The organism is Nocardia sp. NPDC003963 (assembly GCF_053605105.1).
Genome location: NZ_JBSGIP010000001.1, coordinates 1,617,666 through 1,639,781 on the forward strand (window position 1 = coordinate 1,617,666; position 22,116 = coordinate 1,639,781).

Annotated in this window: 21 protein-coding genes; 5 read left to right on the plus strand and 16 right to left on the minus strand. The window is 68.8% G+C overall.

Annotated features, from left to right (window positions below; all coding sequences use genetic code 11):
* Positions 1-33: 33 nt before the first annotated feature.
* The 3 genes from ACWEWT_RS07585 to ACWEWT_RS07595 form a co-directional block, all read right to left on the minus strand.
* Positions 34-945: a universal stress protein gene (locus tag ACWEWT_RS07585; RefSeq protein WP_452557208.1), complete on the minus strand. Its 912-nt coding sequence runs from the start codon at positions 943-945 to the stop codon at positions 34-36.
* Positions 946-1,200: 255 nt separating this feature from the next.
* Positions 1,201-2,178, minus strand: a complete 978-nt coding sequence (locus ACWEWT_RS07590; RefSeq protein WP_452557210.1) for an Acg family FMN-binding oxidoreductase — start codon at positions 2,176-2,178, stop codon at positions 1,201-1,203.
* Between the two features lie 70 nt (positions 2,179-2,248).
* Entirely contained in the window at positions 2,249-2,500 is a 252-nt protein-coding gene (locus ACWEWT_RS07595; protein ID WP_452557212.1) for a hypothetical protein, read from the minus strand.
* 245 nt (positions 2,501-2,745) lie between these two features.
* Here ACWEWT_RS07595 and ACWEWT_RS07600 point away from each other — a divergent pair, with 245 nt between their 5' ends.
* The 5 genes from ACWEWT_RS07600 (at position 2,746) to ACWEWT_RS07620 (ending at position 8,501) form a co-directional block, all read left to right on the plus strand.
* Positions 2,746-3,300, plus strand: coding sequence for a flavodoxin domain-containing protein (locus ACWEWT_RS07600; RefSeq protein ID WP_452557214.1), 555 nt, complete (start codon positions 2,746-2,748; stop codon positions 3,298-3,300).
* A 31-nt stretch (positions 3,301-3,331) separates the two neighbouring features.
* Entirely contained in the window at positions 3,332-5,620 is a 2,289-nt protein-coding gene (gene ppsA, locus ACWEWT_RS07605; RefSeq protein ID WP_452557216.1) for a phosphoenolpyruvate synthase, read from the plus strand.
* Positions 5,617-7,107 (plus strand): AAA family ATPase, encoded by a 1,491-nt coding sequence (locus tag ACWEWT_RS07610; RefSeq protein ID WP_452557218.1) that lies wholly within the window; start codon positions 5,617-5,619, stop codon positions 7,105-7,107. Before ppsA ends, ACWEWT_RS07610 begins: the two co-directional genes overlap by 4 nt.
* A gap of 110 nt (positions 7,108-7,217) precedes the next feature.
* Positions 7,218-8,204 (plus strand): 1-phosphofructokinase family hexose kinase, encoded by a 987-nt coding sequence (locus ACWEWT_RS07615; protein WP_452557220.1) that lies wholly within the window; start codon positions 7,218-7,220, stop codon positions 8,202-8,204.
* Between the two features lie 27 nt (positions 8,205-8,231).
* Entirely contained in the window at positions 8,232-8,501 is a 270-nt protein-coding gene (locus tag ACWEWT_RS07620; RefSeq protein WP_452557222.1) for a hypothetical protein, read from the plus strand.
* 42 nt (positions 8,502-8,543) lie between these two features.
* On the opposite strand, the gene otsB is transcribed toward ACWEWT_RS07620, so the two are convergent.
* The 13 genes from otsB to ACWEWT_RS07685 all read right to left on the minus strand — a co-directional run bounded on the left by otsB (position 8,544) and on the right by ACWEWT_RS07685 (position 22,113).
* Positions 8,544-12,500 (minus strand): trehalose-phosphatase, encoded by a 3,957-nt coding sequence (gene otsB, locus ACWEWT_RS07625; RefSeq protein ID WP_452557224.1) that lies wholly within the window; start codon positions 12,498-12,500, stop codon positions 8,544-8,546.
* 210 nt (positions 12,501-12,710) lie between these two features.
* On the minus strand, positions 12,711-13,304 hold the full coding sequence (locus ACWEWT_RS07630; protein WP_452557226.1) for a V-type ATP synthase subunit D: 594 nt from the start codon (positions 13,302-13,304) through the stop codon (positions 12,711-12,713).
* Between the two features lies 1 nt (position 13,305).
* Positions 13,306-14,685, minus strand: a complete 1,380-nt coding sequence (locus ACWEWT_RS07635) for a V-type ATP synthase subunit B (RefSeq protein ID WP_452557228.1) — start codon at positions 14,683-14,685, stop codon at positions 13,306-13,308.
* On the minus strand, positions 14,682-16,616 hold the full coding sequence (locus ACWEWT_RS07640; protein WP_452557230.1) for a V-type ATP synthase subunit A: 1,935 nt from the start codon (positions 16,614-16,616) through the stop codon (positions 14,682-14,684). The genes ACWEWT_RS07635 and ACWEWT_RS07640 overlap by 4 nt, the downstream gene beginning before the upstream one ends.
* 41 nt (positions 16,617-16,657) lie before the next feature.
* A complete protein-coding gene (locus tag ACWEWT_RS07645) occupies positions 16,658-17,125 on the minus strand; it encodes a hypothetical protein (RefSeq protein ID WP_452557232.1) in 468 nt (155 codons plus the stop codon).
* A 70-nt stretch (positions 17,126-17,195) separates the two neighbouring features.
* A complete protein-coding gene (locus ACWEWT_RS07650) occupies positions 17,196-17,414 on the minus strand; it encodes a hypothetical protein (RefSeq protein ID WP_452557234.1) in 219 nt (72 codons plus the stop codon).
* Between the two features lies 1 nt (position 17,415).
* Positions 17,416-17,823, minus strand: a complete 408-nt coding sequence (locus tag ACWEWT_RS07655) for an ATP synthase subunit C (RefSeq protein WP_452557236.1) — start codon at positions 17,821-17,823, stop codon at positions 17,416-17,418.
* The gene (locus ACWEWT_RS07660) at positions 17,820-19,187 is read right to left on the minus strand and encodes a V-type ATPase 116kDa subunit family protein (protein WP_452557238.1); all 1,368 of its coding nucleotides are present in this window, start codon (positions 19,185-19,187) and stop codon (positions 17,820-17,822) included. The genes ACWEWT_RS07655 and ACWEWT_RS07660 overlap by 4 nt, the downstream gene beginning before the upstream one ends.
* On the minus strand, positions 19,174-20,100 hold the full coding sequence (locus ACWEWT_RS07665) for a hypothetical protein (protein WP_452557240.1): 927 nt from the start codon (positions 20,098-20,100) through the stop codon (positions 19,174-19,176). Before ACWEWT_RS07665 ends, ACWEWT_RS07660 begins: the two co-directional genes overlap by 14 nt.
* Entirely contained in the window at positions 20,097-20,543 is a 447-nt protein-coding gene (locus ACWEWT_RS07670; protein ID WP_452557242.1) for a hypothetical protein, read from the minus strand. The genes ACWEWT_RS07665 and ACWEWT_RS07670 overlap by 4 nt, the downstream gene beginning before the upstream one ends.
* 147 nt (positions 20,544-20,690) lie before the next feature.
* On the minus strand, positions 20,691-21,119 hold the full coding sequence (locus tag ACWEWT_RS07675) for a VOC family protein (RefSeq protein WP_452557244.1): 429 nt from the start codon (positions 21,117-21,119) through the stop codon (positions 20,691-20,693).
* A gap of 311 nt (positions 21,120-21,430) precedes the next feature.
* Positions 21,431-21,568, minus strand: a complete 138-nt coding sequence (locus ACWEWT_RS07680) for a hypothetical protein (RefSeq protein ID WP_452557246.1) — start codon at positions 21,566-21,568, stop codon at positions 21,431-21,433.
* Between the two features lie 41 nt (positions 21,569-21,609).
* The gene (locus ACWEWT_RS07685; RefSeq protein WP_452557248.1) at positions 21,610-22,113 is read right to left on the minus strand and encodes a hydrogenase maturation protease; all 504 of its coding nucleotides are present in this window, start codon (positions 22,111-22,113) and stop codon (positions 21,610-21,612) included.
* Positions 22,114-22,116: the final 3 nt, after the last annotated feature.

The following is a 22,116-nucleotide window of genomic DNA, read 5'->3' on the forward strand; positions in this document are numbered from 1 at the left end:
CCGGTGCCGACCGGGAACACCGGCCACAGCCACTCAGCATCGGTCGCGTGGACGAACGATGATGATCGGGATATCCACAACGTGCAGAAGCGCATTGCTGGTGGATCCGAGCAACATGCTCGTGAAGCCGCCGCGCCCGTGGCTACCGACGACGAGCAGCTGGGCCTCCGCGGAAGCGTCGAGCAGCGAGCGCACCGGCCGGTCCGCCGTCACGATGCGCTCGATGGGAACCTCCGGATACTTCTCCGCGTAACCGGCGAGATTCTCGGCGAGCAGTGCCCGCGCCGCTTCCCGCGCACCGTCCCAGTTGCGGAGCGGGATCTCGAAGCCGCTGGTATCGCTCCACGCGTGCACGGCGATCAATCCCACCTGCCTGCGCGTCGCCTCGTCGAACGCCAGCTCCACGGCCGGCACACTGTTACCGCTGCCGTCCACACCCACCAGCACCGGCCGGCCCGCGGCCGCCGCGTCCAGCGGTGCGTCCGCGTGGATCACCGCGACCGGGCACCGGGCGTGATGGGCCACCGCGGTACTCACCGATCCGATCAGTCCACGCTGGAAGGCCCCCAGCCCACGACTGCCGAGGACCAGCATCCGAGCCGAATGTGATCGCTCGATGAGATCGGGTACGACGAGTTTGTCGACGGCCTCGGTGGTGACCGCGAACTCGGCATCCGGCACTGTGGTCCGGGCGACCCGGACAGCTTCGGCAAGCAGGTGATCGGCTTCGTCGTACAGATCTTGCAGGTCGTCTTCCGTCAAGGTGGCTTCGGGGCCGATCCCGACCGGTAGCACCCACGAATTGACCAGGTGCAGAGCGCACCTGTGCGTACTCGCCTCGACGGCTGCCCAGGCCACCGCCCGATACGAACTCGGCGAACCGTCCACGGCCACCACCACCGGCGGGGCGACGTGCTCTCCGGGACCGGATACGAACTCGGTCATGGGGTTGCCTTCCTTTCCCGGGCCGAACCTCCTCCTCGAGCATCCCGTTCGTGGCTGCCGCGAGTCAGAGAAGAAGGTCACCGAGACGATGGGCTCGGTGCCCTGGTACTCGGCGGGCGGCTCTCGACGTTCGGGTCCGGCGGTGCGTTACGAACGGTTCGACGGATCTCGCCGGTGGAAAGATCGGCACGGTGCAGTCCACGGCGTACAGCAGCGCCACCGTGGTCGATCCCGGGACTCGTTCAATCGGCACCGTCATCGCAGGGGGCTGATCACGTCGGCGAGTGGACGTCGCGGTGACACCGGAACCTCGTCGGCTTCCGCGGCCGCCCAACCGACCCTGATGAACAGTTGCGGATACCCGATACCGTCGAGCACATCGCCGCGCACCATCATGCGGGTATCGGGCACCTCGAGCGGCTCGGTCAAGGGGCAGGTCGCCAACCCGAGCACCGTCGCCGCGAGCAGCACAGCGCTCCCGGCCTCGCCTGCGCGCAGGCGGGCGAGGCGGTCGTCGTCGGGTGTGTGGATCAGCAGCAGATCGCCACCCCCGAGGTCGTCGCGTACTTCCGGCCCGGTCCCGGTAGCCCCGGCGAATTCGCGGATGAACGGGTCGTCGTCCACCGGCACCGCATTGCGTGCGGGGACCCCCTCCGGGACCGCGTGCGTCCCGCTCCACCGCGAGAGTTCGGCGCGATAGGCGGGATCGGCGCGGTGTTCGTCCGCCGCGCGGGCGAACGCCGAGACCAGGGCGGTCCGGCTCGACTCGCCGCTGATCTCCCGGATACCGGCACCTTCTTCGGTACACGCCGCGGAGAGGGTCGCCAGGTGACCGGGCGGGGTCTCCCAGGACGAGAGGCCGCGTCTATCGGTATGTCTGCGGTTGATCGCGCGGGCCAGCTCCTCGTCGTCGGTGGTCGGAGCGACCCGGGCGAATTCGATCGCCGCGAGGTGCGCGGGATCCGCGGGGTTCGGGATGCGGTGCACAATCGACCGCCAGCCCAGCGATCTCGCCGCGACCCGGAAGTGGTGCAGTGCCGCACCGCAACTGAGTATCTCGTCGCGACCGTCGGGATCCGCACTGGTCAGCCGGCGACTTTCATCGGCGTAGAGATGCACTGTCCGGTCCCCCACCCGCCACTTCCAGGGTTGGGTGTTGTGTACGGAGGGAGCCCTGACAGCCAGCGCCAGGGCCGTCCGAACGGCCTCGGTATCCGGGTGGATCCCGGTCATGACGACTCCTCGCTCTCGATATCGTCCGCAACCATCCCGCCACACCGAGCGCTGCCGGGCTTCATGAAGCTCATGACGGCTGGGACAGGTTCGGCACCAGGCCCGCGGTCGCGACGCGTCGCCAGTTCCGCTCATCGGTGACATCGAGCCGGTGGAACGTCGCGTGCGGCCCCGCCGAATCAGCCGGCTCGAGTCCGGCATGTTCGAGCAGATCCCCGATAACGACATCGATGTCCGCCTCGACCGAGGCGCGAACGATCGCCGCGCGAACACCCCGGGATCGACCGGTGGCCAGTGCGCTGCGACCGTTGGATGCGGTCATCTGGACGCCCTCTCGTCGCAGGAAAGGTTCGTATCCAGCGTCGCGTCTTCCCCCGGCCGTCCGAGACGGGCGAAGGTCACCTCTCGATGTGCCCTCCGGCCGTGCAACCGGACAGGGGCATTGTGCGCCTATCGTGGTCGGGGCAGCGTCTACTCCGTACGCTGTCGGCCGTACAGGTCCATGGTCCTCGCAGCCGGGGCAGCAGGACTCTCCTCGCCGACCACGACTCGTTGGACGCTCGGTATATGACAGCCAAGCATCCGCGAATCGCCGTGCTCTACGCCACCGAAGAAGGCTCTACCCGCGATATCGCCGAGTTCGTGGCGGCCGAACTCGCCGACCGCTCCGCCGATGTGGAACTTCACGATATCGACCACGCACCCGACCCGTCCCGGTTCGATTCCGTCGTCCTGGGCAGCGCCGTCCACGAGATGGACCTTCTTCCGGAAGCCGGCGCATATCTCCGGAACAACCGCGAACAGCTCGACGCCACCGATGTCCGGCTGTTCAGCGTGGGGCTGGGTCCCGCACTGCGCGGGCCGCTGGGCCAGCGTATCGGCCGGAAGATACCGCCGAAGATCGCGGCACTACGCGACGAGGTCGCCGCCGCCGACTATCACGCGTTCGCAGGCCATTACGAACGCGCCGGTATCTCCCGCCGGGCACGCATACGTTATCGGTTGATGGGCGGCAGGCGATACGGCGATCTGCGCGACTGGTCCGCGATCCGCAAGTGGACCACCGACACAGGTGACGCGCTCGGGTTGCCGGCCGCCGAAACCACCGTCATCCACCCCTGAGCTCCGCCGGGGGTACATCCGAGGAGCGCATATGGGCCAGTACGTCTCGCTATTCGAACAACTGCGGATGAGCGACTCGGGTGAAGCCGGAGGCAAAGGCGCGAACCTCGGCGAGCTGGTGGCCGCCCAGCTGCCGGTCCCACCCGGTTTCGTCGTCCTGCGCGCCTGCTACGACCATGTGATCACCCACGGGCCGCACGGGCCGGAACTGGACCGTCGCCACGATGCCGCACTACAGACCGCCACCGACGACCCGGGACTGGCCGATCAGTGCCGCACCATGCGCGAACTCGTCTACGCCACTGTTCTCGACCCCCCGGTCCGCGACGCCGTCCTGTCCGCTTACCACGCGCTCGGCCCGGAGGTCACCGTCGCGGTCCGATCCTCCGCGGTGGGCGAGGACAGCGCCACCGCATCGTTCGCCGGGATGAATCTCACCCGCACCAACGTGCGCGGCGACGAGAACCTGCTCGACGCGATCACCGAATGCTGGGCCTCCCTGTTCACGCCGCGCGTGCTGACCTACCGGATCAGGCGCGGGATCAAGGCACGCCCGCAGATGGCCGTGGTAGTGCAGGTCATGGTCGCCGCGCGGGTCGCCGGTGTCGCATTCACCGCCGACCCGGCGACCGGCCGGACCGACCGCTTGGTGGTCGAGGCCGCGCGCGGGCAGGGCGAGGTGGTGGTATCCGGTACCGCCGAGCCCGACACCTATCTGCTGGATACCTCGGGGCCGACGGTGATCAGTACCCGCAGTGGACACCAGCAGTCCGCGGTGGTGGCCGGGCCCCACGGCGATCGAGAGATCGCGCTGTCCGACGACGAGACTGCCGAGCCGGTGCTCAGCGAAGACGAGGCGGTCGCCGTCGCGCGGCTGGCTCTGGCTGTCCAGCAACACCACGCGGGAACCCCGCAAGATGTCGAGTGGGTGTTCGATACCGACAAACTCTGGCTGGTCCAGGCGCGGCCGATCACGACACCGACCGGGCCGCCGCCGGATATCCCCGGAACCGGTGACCGGACCGGGGTCCTGGTTCGCGGTCTCGGCGCCGCGCCCGGCTCGGCCACGGGAGCCGTCCGCGTACTCGCCTCACCCGATCTCGGACATACCCTGCGCGACGGCGAGGTCCTGGTGGCACCCATGACCAATCCCGACTGGCTGCCGACGCTGAGCCGCGCTGCCGCGGTGGTCACCGATAGCGGCGGGATGACCTGTCACGCCGCCATAGTCGCGCGTGAACTCGGGATACCGTGTGTGGTCGGGGCGCGAACGGCCACCACTACCCTCACCGATCATGCCGTCGTCACCGTGGACGGCGCCACCGGTGAAATTCGCGCCGGAGGCCCGCGCGCCGGAGCCGAGACCGTCGCCCGCGCACCGGTGACCGCACCCACCGTCACCGAGCCGACCGCCACCCGCGTCTATGTGAACCTCGCTCTGCCCGAGGCCGCGGAGCGGGTCGCCGCGACCGACGTCGACGGAGTCGGATTACTTCGCGCGGAAACCCTGCTGGTCCGGGCACTGGGCAATCGCCATCCGCGTGACCTGATCGCACACGGCGAACAGGGCCGCTTCGTCGATCGGTTGTCCGAATCCCTGCGCCGGATCGCCGTCGCGTTCCATCCCCGGCCGGTCGTCTACCGGGCCAGTGACTTCCGCAGCAACGAGTTCCGGGGACTGGAGCAGGGCTCGCGCTATGAGCCCGTCGAGAACAACCCGATGATCGGTTACCGCGGTTGTTACCGCTACATCCGTGACCCCGAGGTGTTCCGGCTGGAATTGGCGGCTCTGGCCGCGGTCCGGGAGCAGTCGCCGAACCTGCATCTGATGATCCCGTTCGTCCGCACTCGCTGGGAACTGGAATCCTGCCTCGACCTGATCGACGCGAGTCCACTCGGGCACCAGCGCGGGCTGCACCGCTGGGTGATGGCCGAAGTACCGTCGGTCGTGTACCGGCTGAGCGAATACGCCGGGCTCGGAATCGACGGCGTCTCCATCGGCAGCAACGACCTGACCCAGCTCGTCCTGGGCGTCGACCGCGATTCCGAGTACTGCGGTGAGCTGTTCGACGAATCCGATCCCGCTGTGCTCGACGCGATCTCCAGAATCGTCACCACGGCCCGCGAGGTGGGCATCACCTCGTCCCTGTGCGGACAGGCGCCCTCCAATCGCCCGGAATTCGCCGAGCATCTGGTGCGGATGGGGATCACCTCGATATCGGTGACACCCGATGCCGTAGCGGCCGCTCGGCGCGCGGTGGCCGCCGCCGAACGCCGTCTTCTGCTCGACCGTGCCCTCACCGCGGCGGACGTCCGATGACCGCCTCCACCTCGGAAACCGCCGGCCCGGCCCGGTCCGGCACCTGTTCCGAGCCGGCGGCGCTGCGCGAAACACACACCGGTCTGGTCGTCCTGTTCGGTGAACGGGCGTACAAGATCAAGAAACCGGTCACCACCGATTTCCTCGACTTCGCCACGGTGCGTGCCCGCGAAAAGGCCTGCCGCCGTGAACTCGAACTCAACCGGCGGCTGGCTCCGGACGTCTACCTCGGAATCGCGCATCTGACCGGTATCACCGACGGGGCCGGAGAACCGGTTCTCGTCATGCGCAGGATGCCCGAGCAACGCCGACTCGCCACACTGCTCACCGAACCCGGATACGACACGACCCGACTCCGGACGCTGGTCCGGACGCTGGTGGAATTCCATCGCCGCGCACAGAGCAGTCCGGAAACCGCTCGCGCCGGTACCGCGGCCGCATTGCGCGAACGTTGGCAGACGGTGCTCGGCGCCTTACGCGGCCGTTCCCCGGTGATCGGCCCCGGGGAACTCGACGCGGTCGAGGACGACGCGATGCGCTATATCTCCGGCCGGATCGCGCTGTTCGAGCAGCGGATCGACGAGGGATGGATCGTGGACGGGCACGGTGATCTCCTCGCCCAGGACATCTTCGATCTGCCGGACGGTTTCCGGGTGCTGGACTGCCTGGATTTCGACGACGAACTGCGCCGTCTCGACCGGCTCGACGATCTGGCGTTCCTCGCCATGGATCTGGAATTCCTCGGGCACCCGCGGGCCGCCGCCCGGCTGCTCGCCGAATACCGGCAGTTCAGCGGAGACCACGCACCACACTCTCTCGACCACCACTACCGCGCCTACCGGGCCGCAGTCCGGGCGAAGGTCGATACGATCCGGCACGACCAGGGTGATCGCACGGCATACGAACGGGCCCGGCGGCATCTCGCCTTGACCCAGCAGCATCTGCGGCACGGCGCGATTCGCCTGGCATTGGTCGGTGGCCTGCCGGGCACCGGGAAGACGACGGTCGCCCAGCGACTCGCCCGCGCCACCGGCGCGCATGCCCTCTCCAGCGACACGGTACGCCGGGAACTGATCCACGGCGGTGCGATATCGGGGCCGGTCGGACAGTACGACACCGGCGTCTACTCACCGGCGGGCCGGCACCGGGTCTACACCGAGCTCCTGGACCGGGCACGTCCGCTGCTCGCGACCGGTCGGCCGGTGGTCCTCGACGCGGGCTGGCCCGACGTATATGAGCGCCGGGCAGCGGCCGGGCTCGCCGCGGATGCGGACGCGGAACTCGTACAGCTGCACTGTGTCTGCCCGCGCCGGCTGGCCGATGAGAGGTTACGCGGCCGGCGCGGCGGCGACTCCGATGCGACCCCCGAACTCGCGCATGCCATATCGGGGTCGGCGGCGCCTTGGCCCGAGGCGGATGTACTCGATACCCGGCACGCACCGGATCTGGTCGCCTCGACGGCGGTGGACATGTGGTGGAGGCGGTAGTGAATTCCGATGCTCACGGTACGGACCGGATCGGCGTAGCCGGTGCGGAACGAACCGGTGCAGCCGATTCCGCGTGCGCCGTAAGGCAGGACCCGGGCCGGGTTCTCACGGTGACGCTGAACCCGACTGTCGATATCTGCCTGGAAGTCGACGAGTTGCGAGCCGAGGGCAAGAACCGTGCCCGGGTGCGGTCCGTGCGGCCCGGTGGCGGCGGTATCAACGTCGCACGCTGTCTCCGGCGGCTGGGCGGGACCGCTACGGCCGTCTACGCCGCGGGCGGGGAAACCGGACTGCGCCTCGGCCGTCTGCTCGCGGCCGAAAATTTGGACGGGCACAGTATCGGGATCGCCGGGGAAACACGCGAGGCCCTGGTCGTCACCGAGACCCGAGCACAGCACAGTTACCACATCGTTCCGCCCGGACCGTCGATGACCGAAGCAGAAGTCGCGGAGGTTCTCGCGGCGATACATGTCGAGGCCGCGCACTGCTGCCTGGTCGTTGTCACCGGCAGCGTCCCACCGGGCGTCGGGGACGAGTTCACGGCCGCGGTCGTCCAGCAGGCCCGTGCCCACCGGATACCTGCCCTCCTCGATGTCACGGGCGGCCAGCTCCGGCATCTGAGAGGTGCGGATGTCTTTCTCATCAGACTGGATCGAAAGGAAGCCGCCGGGCTGATCGGACACCCGATCGTCTCGTTCGCCGACGCCCGCCGGGCGAATCGCAGGCTGCTCGAATCCGGATCGACCCGGCACGCGATCACCACGGTGGGAGCCCTCGGCGCCGCATATTCCGAACTCGCCGCCGATCACGAGATCTCCGCCCCGCCGCTGCCCGGTCGTCCGCGCAGCGACGCTTGTGCCGGAGACAGCCTGATGGCCGCTGTCACCTACCGCATCGCACGCGGGGACCGCTGTCTGTCCGCGTGCGAATACGGGGTCGCCGCCGCGGCGGCGACGGTCTCGTTGCCCGGAACCGAGGTCTTCGAACCGGCCGCGGCGGACGTACTGGTCGGACAGGTCCGTACCCGCACCGTCGCTCGGGTCTCCGATTCCGCCGCCCCGCAGTACGATCCGGCGATCGACCGGCGGCCGGTGTGAGTTCCACGGCCCGACCACACCGACGATGTGATCGGCGGGGATCCGAACCCCTGCTACCGCGTCGGTCCGGCAGAAGCGTCGCGCCACCGGACCGACGCGGTGGTTGCTCAATCGCCCGAAGTGGTGACCTCGATCTTCTTCGCGGCACTATCGGGTTCGGAGGCTACCGAGGCCGACAAGTTGGAGGACCGAGGCCCATTCGACCTGTCGGCCGGGCCGCCGCGCGCGACGCATATCCGGCATCCGCGCGACAACGACCGACGCGGCGCGCGGAAGTCGGAGATCGGTCGATCGTGACAGGACGTTCGGTCGGCAGTATCGTCCGGCGCGAGAATCCGGTCATACCGCGGCACGGTCCACCAGGACGACCGTTTCGCCGGGCGACAGCGAGACGACCCGGTCCCGGCAGACGACCTCGACCGGGGCCGCTGTCCCGGGCTCCGACCCGACCTCCACCCTGCGCTCGTCGATACGCACGATGAGCCGATGCCCGCGGTACAGCATCGGAAACGAGAGGTTACCGAGCGCTTTGGGCCAGTGCGGGCAGAAGATCAGCCTGTCCCCACGGAGTTCCAGACCGGTGAAGCACCGCTGGACCAGGTCGACACTGCCGGCCATGGCCGCCAGGTGGATACCCTCACCGGTCGTACCGCCCTGGATATCGGCAACATCCGAGCGGAGTACCCGAGCAAAGAATTCCATGGCCCGGTCGCGATGGCCGCGGGCGAGCACCCATGAATGCACCAGCGCGCTCAGTGTCGATCCGTGCGAGGTCCGCGCGGAGTAGTACTCGATCGACCGGGGGATCATTTCCCCCGGTAGTTCGTAGCCGAGGCGCGCGAACAGCTCCCGTAGTTCCTCGGCGGAGAACAGGTAGAAGAGCATCAGGACATCGGCCTGTTTACCGGCCCGGTAACGGCCGATATCGTCGCCTTCGGCCTCCAGTATCCGGTCCAGCCGCCCGATATCGCCGTACCGGCGCCGGTAGGACTCCCAATCCAGTTCGCGCAACCGTTCGTAGCCCTCGAACTGGCTGATGATCCCGTCGTGGAAGGGTACGTACATCCGATGCGCCACCGCACGCCACCGGGCGGTTTCGGACGGTCCCACACCGAGCTTCTCCAGCAGTTCGGCCCGGGCCCGCGGCGCGAGTGCGGCCAACGCCTCGAGCGCGGTGAAGATTGTCCAGGCCGCCATCACATTCGTGTAGGCATTGTTGTCGATACCCGCGTACGGGGCGTGCGGATACCCGGTATGGAACTCGTCCGGCCCGATGACCCCGCAGAGAACGTACCGGCCGCGTCCGGGATCGAAATCGGCCAGCCCGGCCCAGAACCGGGCGATCTCCACCAGGAGCTCGGCGCCCTGGTCGGCCAGGAAATCGAGATCGCCGGTCGCTTGGTAGTACTGCCACACCGTGTAGGCGACGGCCGATCCGACATGATGGGCCCGTCGGCTCGGATCGGGAATCCAGTGGCCCGACAGCGGATTCAGGTGGAGTCGCTGGCTCTCCTCGCGCCCGTCGCTACCCGACTGCCAGGGAAACATCGCACCGGGCAGACCGGCCGCCGCGGCCGCTCGGCGCGCCTCCGGCAACCGGCGATACCGATACCGCAGCAACGATCTCGTCAGCGCGGGAAAGCGCGGATTCAGCACCGGGAAAACGAATAATTCGTCCCAGAAGACGTGGCCGCGGTATGCCTCACCGTGCAGTCCTCGCGCGGGCACACCCACGTCCGGGTCAGCGGCCCCGACCCATAAGGTCTGGATCAGATGGAGCAGGTGCAGCCGCAGGGTGCGCACCGCGTCCGCGTTGCCGTCGAGGTCGATGCGCAACCGGCCCCAGATCCGGTCCCAGGCCGCGGCGTGGCCGGCGAACAGTTCCGCGTAGTCCCCCGCGGTGGCCAGCCACCGGGCGGCCTCGTCGTCGGGTCCGGCCGAGGCGCGATCACGGCCCGTGCACAGCGCTACCGACCGCTCCAACGACACCGGATCGCTCTCGTGGACCTCGACGGTGAATTCGTGCCCGATCCGGGCCGGGCCGTACGCGGTATCGGACACCGCGGCGCCGCCGTGCACGATATCGCGGGCTGCCACGGCCAGCGGTATCAGCGAACGATTGGTCCGGGCGGCGAGCAGAACCGAATCCGTGGACAGGCGCGTGGTCCGGATCGCGTCCAGATGCTCTCCGGACAGGTCCCGGTAACGAGCCACGAGACCGTTGGAGACCGCGCCGTCGATCATCGCACGCAGTTGTATCGTGCCCGACCAGTTCTCGGCGGTGAGGGTCATCGACGCCGCCGCCGAGTGGGGCCGGTGCACAGCGACGAAGCGCCGCTGTTCCACCCGGGTGACGCGGCCGGCCGGATCGCGGAACCGCAGCCGTCGGCTCAGCTCGGCCCGGCGGATATCCAGTCGCTGTTCGTATTCCAGGATCTCGGCGGTATCGGGATCGAACCATTCACCGTCGCCGATCCGGAAGGTCACCGCCGACCAGTTCGGGAGGTTCACCAGGCTCTCGTTCTCGATCAGCTGCCCGTTCACCCGATCGGTCAACCGGTTGTAGACACCGGCGGCATAGGTGCCCGGATAATGGTGGCCTTCGGCCTCGCTCTCCGGGGCGGCCCCGCGGGTGGCGAAGTATCCGTTCCCGACCGTACACAGGGCTTCGCGCAGCATTTCCCGGTCCGGTTCATAGCCCGGGTAGACCAGCGACCAGGTTTCCGGTTCGGCCGGACCGGTGCCGAGCAGCCGGATGAGTCGTTCGAGTAGTTCCCGGACCCGGTACGGGCCGGCCACCGAGAACTGGGCGGCGGTGGATCGCGCGCAGTTCTCGGCATCACGCACCACCACCGCGATCCCGTCCGGCGCGACTGCCTCGAACGCGTCCTCGTCGGTCACATCGTCGCCGAGATAGATCGGGAGCACCGGCAGGTCGATATGCTCCAGTATCCAACGCAGCGCGTCGCCTTTGTCCCAGTCGATATCGGGCCGCAGTTCGACGATCTTACGACCGGAAGTCACGCGCAAACCGACCGTGCGGCCGTACACCCGCACAGCGGCGATCGCCCGCTCGCCGTCCGCGACCGTCGCATTGCGGAAATGCACAGCCACCGTATGGGGTTTCTGTTCGACCGAGACGCCGCCGAGATCGCGCAGCTGCGCCCGCAGCGCCGCGGCCGCGCGGTCGAGAACTATGCCGCTACCGGCCGGAACAGGGTGGGAGCGCCGGGAACCGTCGGGTGCCATGAGTTCGACCCCGTGGCTGCCGGCCAGCCAGATCCCGGGGACGCGCAGCCGTCGCCGCAGATCGTCGAGGCCGCGCCCGCTGATCACGGCCACCGGGCACAGCGCGGCGAGCTCGGTGAGCGTTGCGGCCGCGCCGTCGACCGGCTCGGCGGCGTCCGGATCGGTGACGATCTCGGCCAGGGTTCCGTCGAAGTCCAACAGCACTGCCGGATTCTCGATTTCCAGCAGATCCGTTATCCGCGGCCAGAATTCGAAGACATCCCGGGTTTCCTCGATCCGGCGGAAACCGCCGCGGACACCGATACCGGCCGCGTCCGCGACGACGCTGTCTGCGCCGGCGGCCGACAATCTGTCGGCATGACCTGTGCGGTCGATACCGACAACCAACCCGAAACCTCCCCCGCTGCCCGCCGCGACCCCGGCTTCGGCGTCCTCGACGACAACGGTCCGGCCGGGAGTACTACCCAGCCGGGACGCCGTTTCGCGCAGGACCGCGGGATCGGGCTTGCCCGGTAAGCCCAATTCCTCGGCGTCCAGTCCGTCCACCCGGGCCTCGAACAGATGACCGAGACCGGCGGCGGAGAGAACCCGTGCGCAGTTCCGGCTCGCGGAGAACACCCCGGTCCGGATCCCTTCGCACCGCAGGCGCCGGACCAGGGCGACGGTCGAATCGAAGGGCGTCACACCGGAACGGGTGAGATGCTCGAGGAATATCCGGTCTTTGCGGTTGCCGAGGGCGCATACGGTCCCGGCGGTCTCGGGATCGGCAGGATCACCCCGGTCCGGATAGATGCCGCGGGAGGCCAGGAAATCGGCGACACCGCGATATCGCGGCTTGCCGTCCACATACTCCAGATAGTCGGTTTCGGTGAACGGCGACCTGTTCTCACCGGGACGGACCGGTCGGGCGGCGAGGAAGGTATCGAACAGTTCGGTCCACGCGGCGGCGTGTATCGAGGCGGTATCGGTCACCACGCCGTCCATATCGAAGATCACCGCGTCGTACCGGCGCGTATCGATCCACGGCGAGGCCGTGCTGTGAGCCACGGGTTCATTCTGGGCCGTTCGGCCTGCCGCCGACAGAGGCGAAGGTCCGCATCTCGCTCGCTCCGGCAGCACGGCACCCGCCCGGAAGGCGTGACGGTCCCGGTTCGGGACCGTCACGGGCCGGGTACCCGCCGGTTCCGCCGCCGGCCCACCACGCCGGCTCCGGCCGATGCCGAGGATCGTGCCGGCGTGGGTGAGCGGTGACCCGCCCTACTCGGCTCCGGCGGCAGCGCGCGCTTCGCGTTCCCGCTCTTCCAACGCCAGATCGAGTTCGGCCAGCGCCGCCCGGAGGGCGGGAATACGCCGGTGCCGCAGCGCCCGGACCCGGATCCGGGTGCGGGCCAACTCTTGTTCGACGGCCCGCGCGGCAGCGGCGGCAGCGGCGGCAGCGGCAGCGGCCACGAGTGCGTGACGACAGGCGTTGCGCGCCCGGACCGCGGTGATACTGCTGTCCACAGCAGCCGGACCGTCGCTCGGCAGTGAGCATTCGACCCGGTCGGGATAGCGCACACCCACCAACGTCGTGGTACGGACCGTGACTTCCGCCCGCTGTGTAGGTTTTGCGGCCAGCAGTGCCCGCGCGCCACCGAGTAGCGCGGCCCGGGTCCCCCACACCCGGGCGGCTTCGTATGCGGTCGCCCATGCGCGCGCGGCGTGATCGCTGCGTATCCGTGCCTTCTTCAGCTCGGCCTCCAGCAGCGCCCGCTTACGGTCGAGCAGCGACAGCGCCGATGATGCGACAGCCGAACGTTCCCGCAACCAGAGCCGCCCGGCCCGGCCCGGCGGAACCCGCACGGCGGCCACGCTATTTCACCTCGTGTGCGTCGAGCAGGTCATCCGGAAGCGCGGTCAGCGCGCTGCGCGGCAGCCGGGTCAGCACCCGCCAGGCCCGGTCCAAGGTATCGTCCAGCGAGCGGCATTCGGCGGTACCTTGATCGACCAGTTCGGCGGCGAAGGCATCGGCGAGTTCCAGATGGGCTCGGTCGACCTCGGTCAGTGTCCCGATGCCGATCAGTTCGGTCAGCTCGCGCACCTGCCGGGCCCGGGCCAGCGCCGACAGCAGTTGCGTAGCCACTGGCAGATGATCGGCTCGGGTACGGCCGGCCCCCGCACCGGAGCGCATCAGTCGAGACAACGACGACAGGGCATCGACCGGTGGATAGACGCCACCAGCGGACGGGTCCGCCGAGAGCACGATCTGTCCTTCGGTGATATACCCGGTGAGATCAGGAACCGGATGGGTGATGTCACCGCCGGGCATCGTCAGAACCGGCAACACTGTCACCGAGCCCTCTCGGCCGCGAATACGACCACAACGCTCGTAGATCGAAGCCAGATCACTGTAGAGATAGCCGGGATACGCGCGGCGGCCGGGCATTTCATGGCGCGCCGCCGAGACCTCGCGCAAGGCTTCGGCGTAGTTCGTCATATCGGCGAGTACCACCAGGACATGCCGACCGCCCGGATCCCCGAATGCCAGTTGCTCGGCGATGGTCAGAGCCACCCGGGGGGTGAGCAACCGCTCGATCACGGGATCACCGGCAAGGTTGATCAGGAGAATCAGCTCTCCCGCCGCGCCCCGCTCTTCGAGGGTGGCGCGCACATAGTCGGCGTCGCTGTGGGTCAGTCCCATGGTCGCGACCACCGCGCAGAACGGTTCGGGTCCCACACTCGATTGCGCGGCGATCTGACAGGCCAACCGGAGATGTGGCAGTCCTGGCCGGGAGAAGATCGGCAGCTTCTGCCCACGCACCAGGGTCGTCAGCGCATCGATCACCGACACCCCGGTCAGCACCGGGTCGGCGGGTGGTGCACGGCGCGTCGGATTCAAAGGCGCGCCGAAGACCGGCATCTGCGGCCCCACCACGGGCGGACCGCCGTCCAGGGGTTCGCCGCGTCCGTCGCCCACCCGGCCCAACCAGTTGTCGCCGACCGGCACCACGAACGGAGCCCCGGAGAATTCGACGACAGTCTCCGCGGGGTCGATGGCTTCGGTGCCCTCGAGTACCTCCAGCACCGCCAGATCATCCGTCACTTCCAGTACGGTGCCGTGCCGTCTACCGCCGCCGCGCAACTCGATTCGGGCGAACTCGTCCCAGCCCACTCCGGTGACACCACCCACCACCAGTAACGGACCACGCAATTCACGGATATCGGTGTAGTCGATCCAGGGCCGCGACATCATTTCTCCTCCGGCAGAATCGCTTCCGACGCCCGGTACCGCTTGTGCGCCCTCGACAGCATCCCGAGCACGGTTTCGCGGGCGGCTGCCACCGCCACGGTGTCCTCGGGCCCGGCAGCTTCGCGGGCCCGGACGAGTTGCCCGAAATCCAGCTCTTCCAGCTGTTCGGGCAACACTCCGGAAGCGACCAGCTCACGACAACGGCCGACCACCGTCAGAATCGCGTCGGCGAGTGCGACGGTCTTGGCCATCGAACAATGGGCATCGCGGGCCGAGAGGCCGTTCTGCTGTAGGAAGCCCTCACGCAGCAGACGACCGGCCAGCACCACCATTCGTTGATCCGGCGGCAAGGTGTCCACGCCGACCAATTCGGTGAGGGTAGCGAGTCGATCGGCCTCGATCAGCAGACCCGCCACCTGAGCGCGCCGAGTACCCCAGTCGGGGTCCCCGGCCGCCGCGTGATCCGCGGCCACTACGTCCACATCGTGAGAGAACGACTCCGACCACGACACCGCCGGATAGTGCCGGGCATAGGCGAGTTCACGATCCAGGGTCCAACGGCAGCGAACGAATCGCTCGGTCTGCGCCGTCACCGGTTCCGACAGGTCCCCACCCGGTGGTGAGACGGCGGCGATGATGGTCACCGACCCCGCGGCGCCGGCGAGCGTGGTCACCGTCCCGGCGCGTTCGTAGAAAGCCGCCAGTGCCGAGCCGAGGTCTGCCGGATACCCTTCCTCGGCGGGCATCATGCCGAGCCGGGAGCCGAATTCACGCAGCGCTTCCGCCCATCGCGAGGTGGAATCGGCGATCACCACCGCGTGATATCCCATATCCCGGAAATATTCGGCCACCGTGACCGCGGTATACACGCTCGCCTCACGTGCCATGAGCGGCATGTTCGAAGTGTTGGCGATGACCACTGTCCGTTCGATCAGCCGCCCACCGGTGCGCGGATCTTCGAGCCCGGACAGCTCGCCGACGATCTCGGCCATCTCATTGCCGCGTTCCCCGCAGCCGACGTAGACGATGACATCGGCATCACACCATTTCGCGATCTGCTGCAGGAGCATCGTCTTGCCGGTACCGAATCCCCCCGGCACGCCCACGGTACTGCCCTTGACCAGGGGGAAGAGTAGATCCACCGCGCGTTGTCCGGTCCGCAGAGATTCTGCGTGGCTCCCTCGCTCACGGTAGGGACGTGGTACCCGTACCGGCCAGCCCTGAGCGACAGTGACAGCGTGTCCCGCTACCGTCGCCACGGTGTCCTCGGCACGGTGATCTCCGTGGTCCGCCACCCAACTCACTGTTCCGCCGCCTCCGGGTGGGACGAGCACCCGGTATTCCAACGGCCCACCGGCATCGTCGACAACACCGAGTGCGGCACCGGCCGCGAGCCGATCGCCGACTGCCACTGTGGGGCGAAAACGCCAGCACTGCGACGTTTTTCGCACCACCGCGCCGGGCAGCAGCCAGGTCGGTGCGTCGTGCAGTGGTCGCAGCAGTCCGTCGAAGACTCCGCCGAGCAGATCGGGCGCGAGCCGCGCCGACAGCCGGCGGCGCAGCGGGAACACCGGGGCGCCGGGGCCGAGGCCACCGGTGTATTCGTAGGCCTGCACTGTCACCCGGTCGCCCGCGATAGCGACCACCTCGGCCGGGCAGGCATCGCTGCCCAGCGTCACGAGCTCGTTCATCGCTGCTCCCGGAAAACGGTCGACCTGGACCAATGGTCCGACAACGCGACGGATCCGGGCCGGCTCCACCGTCGCATCGGCTTCCGTATCACTGCCCGAAGCGTTGTCCGTACCGAGCGCCGGCGTTACCGCGCGTGCGCCCGGTACGATGCCGGACAGTTTCTCCGCGGCGCCGCTTCCGGACCGCAGCGGCTCGCCCGCGGGCATCGAACCCTCGTCGGTCGCGAAAATCCTCCGGCTCATAGTCACACCTCACTGGCGCGGCGGTGAAAGGTTCGTGCCGATCATGTCCACAGCCCGTCGACTCCCGGCCGAGTCCGCTGTAGTGCGTGGGTGGCGATGGTCGTCAACCGCAGATCGAGAATCCGGCTGCCGGCCCGAGCGACCAGGCCGCCCGCCGGGTCCTCGGCGATACGCACCTCCGTGCCGAGCGTTCGCACCGCGAAAGCCCGGAGCCCGGCGAGGACTTCCGGATAGCCGGGCTCGGTTCGTATCCGCAGTACCGCCGCCGTCGCCGCGTCCTGCCATCGGTCGTACGCTGCCCGCTGGGCCAGCAGAACCCGGTCCCGGCGGCGCCGGGCCGCGTCCCGGCGGGCGGCAGCGAGCCGTTCAGCGGCCCGAGCACGCCCGATCTCGGTTGCCCGGCGCGCGATCTCCACTGCCGCGGTGTCGGCCCGCGCCTTCTCGTTTCGTGCCGCGATGCGCGCAGAATCGACAATCCGGTCCGCCTCGGAATGTGCCCGGCTGAGCATCGCCGCACGCAGCGGTTCGAGTAGAAGGTCAACCGATCTCCCGCCATTCATCGCCCCACGCTCGCCTGCGTCATTCCGGCATCACCACCGTCGGCAGCGAACTCGCCTCCAGTTCCTCGGTGAGAAACTTCGCCGCTGCCGCTGTCACGACGACCACGGCTGTGCCGGCGTCCAGCTCGCGCCACGCCTGCCGCACCGCCGCGGCCCCCACTGCGGGCACCACCACCGCACCCGCCAGGGCGTACGACCGCACTTGTCCGGGTTCGCCGAGCACCACGACTGTCCCCATATCAGGCCTTTCCGATCAGCAAGATCGCCACGACCAGCCCGTAGATGGCGATTCCCTCCGCCAGACCGACGATGACCATCGCGCGCCCGAAAAGCTCGGGTCGTTCGCTCAGAGCTGCCAGAGCGGCCGCGCCGGTGTAGGCAACGGCCACACCCGCCGCAATCGACGATCCCGCGACAGCGATCGCCGCACCGATCAGGGCCGCCCAGTTCGATCCGCTCGCGGCCGCGGCGGCCGGATCAGCGGCCGAAGCCGGACCCGCCGAAAGGGCCATGGCGAACAGTGTCGCACCGGCTACCAGAGCGAATCCGGCACACCGCCTCGCCCCCACCCGGCTGTGCCGCCGCCGCGGCAGACCACCGGCACCCGTGGCGGCCCCGACAAGAAGAAGAGTGAGAATCCAGATCATGACACTCCTGCAGATTCGACGACGGTAACCCGCCATGGCCTGAAAGACCTTCCAGCATCGACAAAGACCCGGGAGAACAGTTCATAGAACTCCAACCGCAGCGCCTGAACCGCGGCGACCAAGGCCTCGAGCGCGAACGCGAGCACGTTTCCGATCGAGAAAATCGCGACGGCGGTCACGACACCGGCTACGGTTCCGGCGGCGCCGGTGGCCACGGTGGCGTGCCAGATCACCTGGCCCAGGGCAGCGTGGGTCATACCGAACGCGGCCAGCCGAGCGAACGATACGAGGTTCGCAACGATATGCATCACCAGATCCATCAGACCCACGCCGGCGCGGGCGACTCCGGTGGGTCCCCCGCCCGATTCGGTGAACGCGCCGATCATCGATAGCGTCAGTCCGGCCGCAGTGAGTCCGGCGCCGGCGAATCCGACCGCACGGTCATGTATCAGGGCACCGGTGGTGAGAACGGCCAGACCGAGAAACGTCGCCGCACCGGCAACTCCGGACGCAGCGTAGAGAGCCAGCGGCAGTCCTCCTTCACGCCAGCGGTTGGCTACCCCCAACCCGTAGGCCGCCGCCAACAATCCTGCCCCGGCCGCGACGGCCGCCACCAATAGCCGGTCCGGCTCCTCCAGCGGCTGCAACCACAACACCGGCAGCACCCCTGTCGGTCCGAAGAACTCGCCGTAGAGAAGCCCGAAGACAATTGCGGCCGAACCCGCACCCGCGACGAATACCCACAGGCGCCGCAACGAGGCCAGGCGCCGGATCCGGCCACTGCGCAGCACCAGCGCTGCCGCGAGCAGCAGCAGCCCGTGCCCGGCATCACCGAACATCATTCCGAACATCGCCGCGTAGGCCGGTCCGGCGACAATGGACGGATCGATATCGCGATACGGCACCACGCCGTACAGCCCGACCAACGGCGCGAACGCGCGCCGCAACCGCGGCGAATCGCGCAGCAGTGTCGGCGGGTCCACACCGGGTGGCGAACTCAACGGCACCAGTGCTGCCGGAACGGACTCGATACTTGCGCTCACACCGGCCATGTCCCGCTTCGGGCACCATCCGGAGACAGCGACGACCGCACGCCGGTGCACCGCTGCATCACGGCGGAGGCGCAGCTGGTTCTCACCGGCCGCCAGGTCGGCTCTTCCGGTCTGTACGAGTGCGGCGGGATCCGGCTCCCGCGCCGCCAGTGCCACCACTGTTTCGTGATGGTCGACCGAATTCTCACCGTGGTCCACATCCACTTTTCCGGTGGCGGCGACTCGGACCAGCAGATCGCGCAGCCCATCCGCCGGGGCTACCAGCGCAATGCGCTGCATCCGTACCGGGAGCACCGAATCAGACCAGCTCATCGAACTCCTCCGGATTTCCCGTACCGGCCGCGACCTGTAGAGCAGCCCGCACCTGCCACGCGTCCACCGCCAGCAGCGCGGTCGCGCCGACCGGAAGCGATGCACCGAAGGGCATATCCGCCATCAGCGTCGCGCCGTCGGTGCCCAGTCGCCGCCACCAGGAGAACTCCGCGTGCCACAGGTCGGGAACAGTGTCGACATCGGCGAGCACCCAGCGCGCCGTCGACGGCAATGCCGTTCGGTAGGAGGACAGATCGGTCACCGAAAGCGCGGCAGGACCGAGCAGATGCGCGACGTGCCGGGACAGGGGCCCGGGTAGCGGCAGCGGCTGTGGTTCGGCAAAGATGCGGCGCGCTGTCAGCAGAGCCACCGCGCCGTGGGCCCAGGCGCGGCCGATCGGTACGGTCGCCGCGACTCGGTCGGCCCAGACCGACAGTGCGACATCGACGATATCCCGGGCCGTCTCGCCGCCAGGGTCGCCCCAGACCGAATTTTGCAGCGCGGCAGAGAGTTCGGACAAAGTCCGGGCATGCCGCAGCCTGTTCCAGGCCCAATCGAGAGTTCCCAGTTCGTATTCGCCACACGGTGCGGCCCCTGCCAGCCGCGCCGCGAGCGCACCGATATTGGCGATTTCGAATCCACCGGCGAGGGTACGAATCATGCGTGCGCCCCGCCGGGATTGCCAGCCGGCGAGGACTCGCAGATGCCAGAGCAGCGTTGCCGATACCGCGAGTTCGGTCTCCAGCAGAGTCGCCCCGATCCGCAGGTCGCGCCGATACGAACTCCGGGCCAACACCCGCTGCGCGGCGTCCAACGCCCCGGCCCGGGCCAATTCACGGGTTCGCTCGACTCCCAACCGGCGCCCGCACAGACCGGCGGCCCGCACATTGCCCGCCACCCATCCGGCACTCACCGGACCGCCGCCTCGTCGGGTGGCGCGCACATGCCGGCGATCAGGTCACGCGCGGCGGAGACGACCTGCTCGACATACGGCGGCAAGCGGTCGACGACAACCCCGGCCTCGGTCGCGGCATCGAGGACATCCGGGAACGCGCCCGCCTGCGAGCGCATTGCCACCGACTCGGCTCGTGCGGCGACACGCTGGGTGTTCTCGCGCGCTCGCCGCACTACCGCGGCAGCGTCGTCGCGGCCCGCGCGGCGAATATCCGCCGCCTGATCCAGCGCCGCCGCCCGCAACCGTTCGGCCTCGTCCTGTACCGGGTCCAGCCGCGCCAGCACCGGCATGAGCTCCGCGGCAGCGGCGGCAGACCGATCGACCGGGATACCGCGAGCAGCGGCCGCCCCGGGCAACCCCGCGGGCCGGAAGCGGTCGAGAAAGTCCGGTAATGCCGGCATCAGGCCCTCCTGCTTTCGTCGACCCTCCAGAAAAATTCTCGATCTCCGAATGCGACAGTCAGTAGAGCCACTCGTCGATGCCACCGCGGGACCTTGGTCCCGCACCACAGCCGAGGACCCCTCGGAACCGGGTACCGCCGTGCGCGGTCATCCCGCTTCACCACTCGGCCCTGCACCGGCGCGGAGTTGGATGTGTACACCGTCGGGCCCGATCAGGGTCAATGCCCAGCCCAGATGCGCGCGATGCACCGGGCCGTGCTCGACGTCCAGATCGTCGAGACGGCCTGCCCAATCCTGCAGTGCGCGGTGATCGGGGACCCGGAAACCGAACTCGCTCGACCCCACGGCCCGGGGGCCGGTCGCACGGCGGAGCAACAGCTGGGCGCCACTGGGATGGTCCAGCAGGACAGTCGACACCTCATCCGCGCATTCCTCGATGAGTACGCGCAGGAAACCGAACACAGTGGCGTACCAGTCACCGGCTGCGACGGGATCGACGGCGGGCACCCCCAGGTGATGGAGTCCGTCGATCGGCGGGGCCGGACGGCCGTGGCCCGGACCCGCGCGCGTCGGCACCGGAGACGTCGGATCCCGACCCGGCACGTCCGGCGGCGACCGGTCGGCGGACGGATCATCCGTCACGGTGTGGCTGTTCCTGAACGAACAGAGTCCGGAACGTGGTACGGGAACGTCCACGGTATGTCCCGGGCGCGGGCTCCGGCTACCGTGGCCGCGGAGAGAGCACCTGTACACGACATAGTTCCAGCGTCGGTGGACGAAGCGGCAGCGCCAAGAGGCCCGGAGACCATCCGGTGGGGCCGGTCGGCCCGCGAACCGGGTAGGTTCGGCCCTACCCGGTGGCCCCGGCGAGCGCACACTGTGGACGATCAGGACCGCGAGATGTGGATACTCTGCGAATCCGACATCACGGCCGCCGGGACAACCACCGCCGATGTCGCCTCCGCCATGACCGTGCCGATCGAGGTGGTGAGTCCGGCGACCGATACGGCGGCCGTCGCCGACACAGCGCCGCGGCATGATATGCGGTCGTCCCGGGCGGGCCGGTCTACGACAATCTTCCGCGCATCGGCGGATCGCCCGGCGGCAGGTGTTCCGGGCGCACGACCCAGGCGGCGGCACTGCTCTTCAGCTCGGTGCGCACGATTTCGATCACCTTCGGTACCGCGGCCGCCACTGCCGCGGTCAGACCGATACCGGGGTCCAGGCGCGCGGCCTCGACTGTGACGACCACCAGGCGGCGCGGGAGGCGGTCCAGCGCGTGACCCAGCCGGACCGCTTCGGCCACGCCGAGGGAGTGTGAGCTGGCCGCGGTGGCCGACGAACGCAAACGGGACCCATCGATACGCCGGATACGGCCCGGACGAGCCGGAGTTGCGCGCATCGCGTCGACGACGATCGCCAGGTCCATGCCGGTCCACAATTCCAACAGTTGGGCGCAGTCACCGTCCGAGACCGTCAGTACGAGTCCGGGCATATCGAGCGCCGCCAGTCGCGACACCACCAGCGGCCCGACCCCGTCGTCCCGGCGACAGCCGGTCCCGACGCCCACGAC

Bases quoted from the DNA above. Each gene is read 5' to 3' on its own strand.
- ACWEWT_RS07585 (WP_452557208.1), bottom strand. From the start codon at position 945: ATGACCGAGTTCGTATCCGGTCCCGGAGAGCACGTCGCCCCGCCGGTG.
- ACWEWT_RS07590 (WP_452557210.1), bottom strand. From the start codon at position 2,178: ATGACCGGGATCCACCCGGATACCGAGGCCGTTCGGACGGCCCTGGCG.
- ACWEWT_RS07595 (WP_452557212.1), bottom strand. From the start codon at position 2,500: ATGACCGCATCCAACGGTCGCAGCGCACTGGCCACCGGTCGATCCCGG.
- ACWEWT_RS07600 (WP_452557214.1), top strand. From the start codon at position 2,746: ATGACAGCCAAGCATCCGCGAATCGCCGTGCTCTACGCCACCGAAGAA.
- ppsA (WP_452557216.1), top strand. From the start codon at position 3,332: ATGGGCCAGTACGTCTCGCTATTCGAACAACTGCGGATGAGCGACTCG.
- ACWEWT_RS07610 (WP_452557218.1), top strand. From the start codon at position 5,617: ATGACCGCCTCCACCTCGGAAACCGCCGGCCCGGCCCGGTCCGGCACC.
- ACWEWT_RS07635 (WP_452557228.1), bottom strand. From the start codon at position 14,685: ATGATGTCGCGGCCCTGGATCGACTACACCGATATCCGTGAATTGCGT.
- ACWEWT_RS07640 (WP_452557230.1), bottom strand. From the start codon at position 16,616: ATGAGCCGGAGGATTTTCGCGACCGACGAGGGTTCGATGCCCGCGGGC.
- ACWEWT_RS07645 (WP_452557232.1), bottom strand. From the start codon at position 17,125: ATGCTCAGCCGGGCACATTCCGAGGCGGACCGGATTGTCGATTCTGCG.
- ACWEWT_RS07650 (WP_452557234.1), bottom strand. From the start codon at position 17,414: ATGGGGACAGTCGTGGTGCTCGGCGAACCCGGACAAGTGCGGTCGTAC.
- ACWEWT_RS07655 (WP_452557236.1), bottom strand. From the start codon at position 17,823: ATGATCTGGATTCTCACTCTTCTTCTTGTCGGGGCCGCCACGGGTGCC.
- ACWEWT_RS07660 (WP_452557238.1), bottom strand. From the start codon at position 19,187: ATGAGCTGGTCTGATTCGGTGCTCCCGGTACGGATGCAGCGCATTGCG.
- ACWEWT_RS07670 (WP_452557242.1), bottom strand. From the start codon at position 20,543: ATGCCGGCATTACCGGACTTTCTCGACCGCTTCCGGCCCGCGGGGTTG.